The organism is Pseudescherichia sp. (assembly GCF_032052675.1).
GTDB lineage: Bacteria > Pseudomonadota > Gammaproteobacteria > Enterobacterales > Enterobacteriaceae > Pseudescherichia.
This window is the reverse complement of record NZ_DAMBWA010000017.1, coordinates 26,772-33,366: the sequence shown is the minus strand read 5'-3', so window position 1 is coordinate 33,366 and position 6,595 is coordinate 26,772. Positions and strand designations below refer to the sequence as shown.

Below are 6,595 nucleotides of genomic sequence, written 5' to 3'. Positions count from 1 at the left end.
AGAGAGGATTCGAACCTCCGACCCACTGGTCCCAAACCAGTTGCGCTACCAAGCTGCGCTACTCGCCGATGTACTGCTTTTTGAATTTTTAGTTCAATTCATTTTAAGTCGTGGTGCGAGGGGGGGGACTCGAACCCCCACATCCAAAGGACACTAACACCTGAAGCTAGCGCGTCTACCAATTCCGCCACCTTCGCATTTCACAACTTTAAATAATGGGGTGGCTAATGGGATTCGAACCCACGACAACTGGAATCACAATCCAGGGCTCTACCAACTGAGCTATAGCCACCACTGATAATTCTTTTACGCGGTCCTGTTCAATTTCACAGTCCACCGCAGCTCCAGCACCGGGTAAAATGGTGCGCCCGACAGGATTCGAACCTGAGACCTCTGCCTCCGGAGGGCAGCGCTCTATCCAGCTGAGCTACGGGCGCTTAGCGCCGTTGCGGGGGTGGATAATACGGACTTCCCCCCCCGCTGTCTAGTGCCTTTTTAAATAAAATGCGCGTTTGGTTATGCTTTGCGCGTTTTGTCTTTTATTTCTCCGTTTTTACCGTTTCAGCGTGCCGATTGAGGCGTAAAACCTTGTAGACCAGCGATACCGCAGCCAAAAAGATGATGCCGACAAACAGCGACATACGGGTATCATCATTAAAACCCATGCCGATTAATACGCAGATCAGAAACGCCATCGTTAAATAGTTCGCCCACGGGAAGAGAACCGAACGGAAGGGATGGCTGGCAATTTTAGCCTTGTGCGCTTCGCGGAAACGCAGCTGGCTAATCAGAATCACAAACCACGGCACCATCCCCGGCAGCACGCTGGCGCTGTAGACGTAGACAAATACCCGCTGCGGGTTAGGAATGATGTAGTTGAGGCAGGAGCCGACCAGCAGGATAGCAATCGAGATGGCGACGCCCACCACCGGTACGCCGTGGCGCGATACTTTTGCCACCGCCGCAGGCAGCTGGCGGTTTTTGGCCAGTGCATAGAGCATGCGTCCGCAACTGTACATTCCGCTGTTGCAGCCCGAGAGCGCGGCGGTGAGAACCACAAAGTTGATGATCCCTGCCGCTGCGGTAATGCCAATTTTGGCGAAGGTCAGCACAAACGGGCTGCCGTTGCTGCCGATCTCATTCCACGGGAAGATGGTGACGATAACGAAAATCGCCCCTACGTAGAAGATCAGAATACGCCACAGCACCTTGCCTACGGCGCTACGCAGCGTGACCTGCGGGTTTTTCGCCTCACCGGCGGTGATACCGATCAGTTCAACGCCCTGATACGAAGCGACAACGATACAGAGCGCGGTCAGGAAGCCCTTCCAACCGCCGGCAAAGAAACCGCCGTGCTCGGTCAGGTTGCCAAAGCCAATCGCCTGCCCGCCGTTGCCGAAGCCAAAGAAGATCACGCCAAGGCCGACGACAATCATCACCACAATGGTAGTGACCTTAATCATCGCAAACCAGAACTCAATCTCACCGTACAGGCGCACCGCAGCCAGGTTTGCCAATGCCACCAGCCCCACGGCAATCAGGGCCGGTATCCACTGCGCCATCTCCGGGAACCAGAACTGGACGTAGACGCCAATCGCGGTGATCTCTGAGATACCCACCGCCATCCACATAAACCAGTATGACCAAGCCGTGAGGTAGCCAAAGAACGGGCTCATATAGCGGTGGGCATAGACGGCGAACGACCCGGCTACCGGCTCAAGGAAGAGCATTTCACCCATCGAGCGCATGATGAAGAAAACAAAAAGCCCGGCCACTATATAGGCCAGTAATACTGACGGCCCTGCCCATTTCAGGGTGCTTGCTGCCCCCATAAACAGGCCAACGCCTATTGTACCGCCCAGGGCGATAAGTTCGATATGTCGTGCTTCCAGCCCACGCTGAAGCTCCGGTTTACTCTCGGCCATAAATCCTCTGTCGTGTTTACTACTGTCCCGACGCTGCGGGTTATCGTTATGAGTGCAATCTCAGCTCATTGCGGCCGCGGATTAATGCAAATAGCACCGCCGTGCCGCGTTGAGTGAGCGAATGGTTTCTTAATTTCGCTGAAATGGCAAACGATGCATAAGAAAAATCAATAGAAAGCACAATAAAGCAGCAAACAGAGGCAGGTACAGCGCAGCAGAATCGCTGCGCCGTCACAGGATTAGAGCTGGCCGCGATAGTGCCAGGCGAGGTAGCGCAGCAGCCGCAGCTGGCGCGTGATGCGGCTAGGCTGTGACAGGAGGCGATAGAGCCACTCGAGGCCCATCCGCTGCCACACCTTCGGCGCACGCTTAACGTGGCCGGTAAAGACGTCATAGGTACCGCCGACGCCCATATAGAGCGCGTGAGGATAAACTTCCCGACAGTCGCGCATCAGCAGCTCCTGGCGCGGCGAGCCCATCGCCACGGTGACAATTTTTGCCCCGCTGTCACGAACGCGCTCAAACAGCGCCTGGCGCTGCTCGGGCTGGAAGTAGCCATCCTGACCGCCGACAATATTAACCTGCCAGCGATCGCGCAGCTGCTGCTGCGTCTGAGCCAGTACGCCAGGCTTGCCGCCGATCAGGAAAACCGGCGTCCCCTCTTTCCCGGCGCGCTCCATCAGCGCTTCCCAGAGATCGGCCCCTGCCACCCGCTCAACTACCGCCTGCGGGTACTTTTTACGCATTGAGCGCACCACGCTGATGCCATCCGCATACTTAAACTCTGCCGCCTCGATCAGCGCCCTGACCTGAGCGTCATCCTCAAGGGTCAGCATCTTCTCGGCGTTAATCGCCACCAGCGTGCCCTGCTTAAGCGCGCCGTCGGCGAACAGGAAATCCAGCGCGTGGGCCATGTTACGCCAGCCAATCAGCTTCAGACCGCGCAGGGTATAGGTTGGCGCAGTAGTCGTGTCCGTCATGATGATATCCTTGTCAGGCTTGCGAGAGCGGTTGCGGTAATCGCCCGGCACGTTTGTGGATCAGCCCCGCGCTATCGAACAGCCAGTAGAGCAGCTTCGCCATTAGCAGGCAGGCACCAAAGACCACGAGGAAGAAGACGACGCGAGAAACAAAGGCATCCAGCCCCTCGCGCGCCAGCACGATCATATTGAAGATGGCACCGAAACAGAAGCTGTGCAAAATTGCCGCCTTATAGCGGTTGCTCTCCCGGTTGCCCAGCTCATAAAGCCAGTCAAACCACTTAATGATCAGCCCCACCACGACCGCCCCCAGCGGAATGAACCAGACGCCGCCCATCACCACCAGCGAGCCGATCAGCGTCGGGGAGATCGCCAGCCCGGAGTGATTGTTCAGCACTTCCCAGGTAAAGTAGTTCGCCGTATTGAGCACGATGCTGGGCCTGTCCGGCCACAGCCAGGTGGGAATAAAGACATAGAAGTCGCGCACGATAGGCGCAAGCCCCTGGAAGTCGATCTTGTCGTAGTTTTGCAGCAGGAGAGAGAGGTTCTCCCACGGCGAGAAGGTGTCGCGGGTAAGATAGAGGAAGGTGTAAAACGCTTCGTCACCGCTCACCTGCAATCCGTAACGCTTCAGCGCCAGCCAGAACATCCCGACAATGCCCAGCACGCCTGCCGCCGCCAGCATCCACAGCGAGATCCAGCCGCGAATAATGCCGATAAACAGGAAAATAGCGAAGGCGATGATGATATTGGCCCGTGTGCCGCCCACAATCATGTAGGTCAGCAGGCCAAAGGCGACGGTGCTCACGAGGAAGAAGATCCAGCCCCGGCCATCCTGGCGCAGGAAGTAGACCACCAGCATGGCAGGAATAAAGAAGTAGAAGAAGCGCTTAAGCGCCACGCCGGAGACTTCACTCGAGAAGATCTGGCTGTAGGAGTGCAGCCGGAACAGCAGAAAGCCGTTGTGCATAAAGAAGATGGTGACGCTCACTAAAGCGATAAGCATCAGCATTACCCACGCCAGATGCGTTTCCACCCGGTTCATGGTGAATAGCGGGCGACGTGGCGTAACCGCTGATGATGAGCGCAGGCGCGTTTTATAGGTAACGTAGTAGATGGCGTAGAAGCAGACCGCGGCCAGCAGAGACTGCATCATCACCTCAGGCGGCGCAACCCCGACGTTGAAGCGAAAGACCAGAATGCTGGTGAGCGGAAAGCCAAAGAAAAACGTCAGCAAAAAAAGCAGCGAAAAGAAAACGTTAAAGTTAAAACGTACGCGGCGGAATTCAAACCAGGTCAGCGTGGCGATAAACAGCGATGCCAGTAGCCAGATGGCCAGCAGACCCGAGAACGCAAGCTGGCTCATTGCGCACCTCCTGCAGCAATACGTAACGCCTCGTACCAGGGCGCAAGGTAGTTAGGGCTAAAGAAGGTGATAGCGTTTTTATCCACTGCCGCCAGCTGCCGCTGGGCCTCACGCACCACCGTCTCATCGAGTCGGTCGCCGGTAAACAGCACCGGAATATGCTGTTCAACCATATCCTGCCAGAAGGGGTTCTCCCGGTTTAACACGCAGGGTACGCCTGCCTGGATCAGCAGACAGAGCGTGCCGATCCCCTGCTGACGAGCAAAGATAAAGTAGCCCAGATCGCACTGGCGCAGCAGCGCCAGGTAGTCGTCAAAGTCTAGCTTATCGGCAAGGATGCGCAGGTTCTCCGTGCTAAACAGCGCCAGACCCGCCTGGCGTACCTCGTCTATATACGCCTCGTTATTGGCCGGGTAGCCCATCGGTACGATGACGTTGACCGTATCACCGAACTGCCGATGAACCGCCTTCAGGGCGGCAATATGCTCGTTGCTGCGATCCCCGGAGTTACCGACCAGCACCGTCAGCTTGCCCTCGCGCTGCGTCTCCTGCGCCATCGTGTTGAGCGAGGGATCCATGCGCGTCGGGAAGTAGAGCAGCTCGCCACGCACCTGCGGATGGCGGCGGGCAAAAAAGTGCAAATCGCCACGGGTAGCAAAGATACAGCCGACTCGCCGCTGGGCGAGACGCCGTAGCGGATAGAAAAGACGAAACTTCAGGCTTTGGGATACCTCGTAGAGATCGGCTCCCCATGCATGCCAGTTAAACTGTTGAGGCTTGATGGCACCGCGCAGCAGGGCCAGCCACAGGTCGGTATTGAACTGGCCGTGAAAGAAGAAGCGCTGCCGGCGATCGGCTTTGGCAAGGGCAATCACCGCCTGCGCCAGCGCTTTCTTACTGCTAAAGAAGCGCAGCGTAAGCGCCGGGAACTGCATACGCCAGCTCTCGTCGCCGCCGCAGATCATAAACTCGCGGGCGTGCTCGCCCGTTGCCGCAAGGCTGTCGTTGAAAAAACGCAGCACGGTCAGGTTATGGTGTGGGATATCGGATCCCAGAACGTGAATCAGTGTAGTCATACCCTTTTACGCCAGAGTAGAAATACGCCACAACAGGTGGCGAAATAAACGATATAGGTGGCCATGTAGGCCTGTGCTGCGCCTAACGCGCCGTGCGCCGGAATGAGCCAGTGGGAAAAGGCCGTCAGCAGCGTAAACTGGCTCACTTCCGCCAGGATATAGAAGCTTAGCGAGGCGCGGGCAATAACCAGATAGCCGAAAACGTACGCGCCGACTTTGAGCACGTCGCCTACCAGCTGCCAGGCAAAGAGATCGCGCATGGCGATAAACTTCGCTGAGAACAGCAGCCAGATCGCAAAATCACGCAGCAGCCAGACGGTAAAGCTCGCCGCCGCCACCGCGGGCAGCACAAACCGCAGCGACTTAACGATCTCGCGGCTTACCGCCTGCTTCTCCGTCAGCCGCGACAGCGTAGGCAGCAAATAGACGCTGAACGAGGCGGTAATAAATTGCAGATAGGCATCGGAGATGCTGCTCACCCCCTGCCAGATCCCGACCTCATCCCAGCCGTAGTGTGCCGCCAGCAGGTTTCGCATCATCACATAGGCGACGGGCAGCGTCACGGAGGTGATCAGCGCCATCAGGGTAAACTTCCCCAGCTGTCCGGCCAGCGCGCCGTTCCAGCGCGGCTTAAGGTAGCGTAGCGGAACGGTTTTACGACGGATAAACAGCAGCAGCGCCGGAACGACGACCAGCGCTGGAACCAGCGCCAGACCCAGCAGCGCCCCCTGGTAGCCCCCCAGCCGGTAGCAGGCGTAGTAGGCGATCACCCCGATAATGCTGCCGCTAATCAGCGACAGCGCGTTCCCGGCGGCGTCGCGGAAACCTTTCATTACCGCCAGCAGGAAGTTGGCCCACGCGATGCCCATCTGCACCAGCGCCACCAGACGTACCAACCCTTGAAAGTGGCTATGGCCGAACAGCCCCTGACTGATGGGTGCGGCAGCCAGCAGAAAAACGATAGCTAACAGCGTCGAGAACCCCAGCACCATTGCGGATGAGGTCCCCACCACGGTGCGCAGCTGCGTCGGATCGTCGTGATGCTGGGCGACAAATTTGGTGACGCCGTTAAAGATGCCGGCCCCCGCCAGCACCCCCAGCACCGTCACCAGCTGGCGGAAATTACCTGCCTGCCCTACGCCCGAGGGGCCATAGGAGACGGCCAGCAGCTTAACGACCAGCAGTCCCGCGCCGATTTTGACCAGCGTGCTCGCCGCGGTCCACAGTGAAGCTTTTGCCAGCGACATC

General features: G+C 57.7%; 5 protein-coding genes and 3 tRNA genes. All 8 read right to left on the bottom strand.

Annotation, left to right across the window (positions count from 1 at the left end):
- Positions 1–111: 111 nt before the first annotated feature.
- Positions 112–197, bottom strand: a tRNA-Leu gene (locus RTX96_RS18550).
- Between the two features lie 19 nt (positions 198–216).
- Positions 217–292 (bottom strand) — tRNA-His (locus RTX96_RS18545).
- A 68-nt stretch (positions 293–360) separates the two neighbouring features.
- A tRNA-Arg gene (locus RTX96_RS18540) sits at positions 361–437 on the bottom strand.
- Positions 438–539: 102 nt separating this feature from the next.
- Positions 540–1,925 carry a bifunctional threonine/serine APC transporter ThrP gene (thrP, locus tag RTX96_RS18535; RefSeq protein WP_312270031.1) on the bottom strand — a complete coding sequence of 462 codons (1,386 nt, stop codon included), beginning with the start codon at positions 1,923–1,925 and terminating at the stop codon, positions 540–542.
- Between the two features lie 239 nt (positions 1,926–2,164).
- On the bottom strand, positions 2,165–2,905 hold the full coding sequence (gene wecG, locus RTX96_RS18530) for a lipopolysaccharide N-acetylmannosaminouronosyltransferase (RefSeq protein ID WP_312671762.1): 741 nt from the start codon (positions 2,903–2,905) through the stop codon (positions 2,165–2,167).
- Positions 2,906–2,918: 13 nt separating this feature from the next.
- Positions 2,919–4,271: an ECA oligosaccharide polymerase gene (gene wzyE, locus RTX96_RS18525; protein WP_312270033.1), complete on the bottom strand. Its 1,353-nt coding sequence runs from the start codon at positions 4,269–4,271 to the stop codon at positions 2,919–2,921.
- Entirely contained in the window at positions 4,268–5,347 is a 1,080-nt protein-coding gene (locus tag RTX96_RS18520) for a TDP-N-acetylfucosamine:lipid II N-acetylfucosaminyltransferase (protein WP_312671761.1), read from the bottom strand. Before RTX96_RS18520 ends, wzyE begins: the two co-directional genes overlap by 4 nt.
- Complete coding sequence (wzxE, locus tag RTX96_RS18515; protein WP_312270035.1) at positions 5,344–6,594, bottom strand: lipid III flippase WzxE; 1,251 nt, start codon at positions 6,592–6,594, stop codon at positions 5,344–5,346. The genes RTX96_RS18520 and wzxE overlap by 4 nt, the downstream gene beginning before the upstream one ends.
- Position 6,595 lies beyond the last annotated feature (1 nt).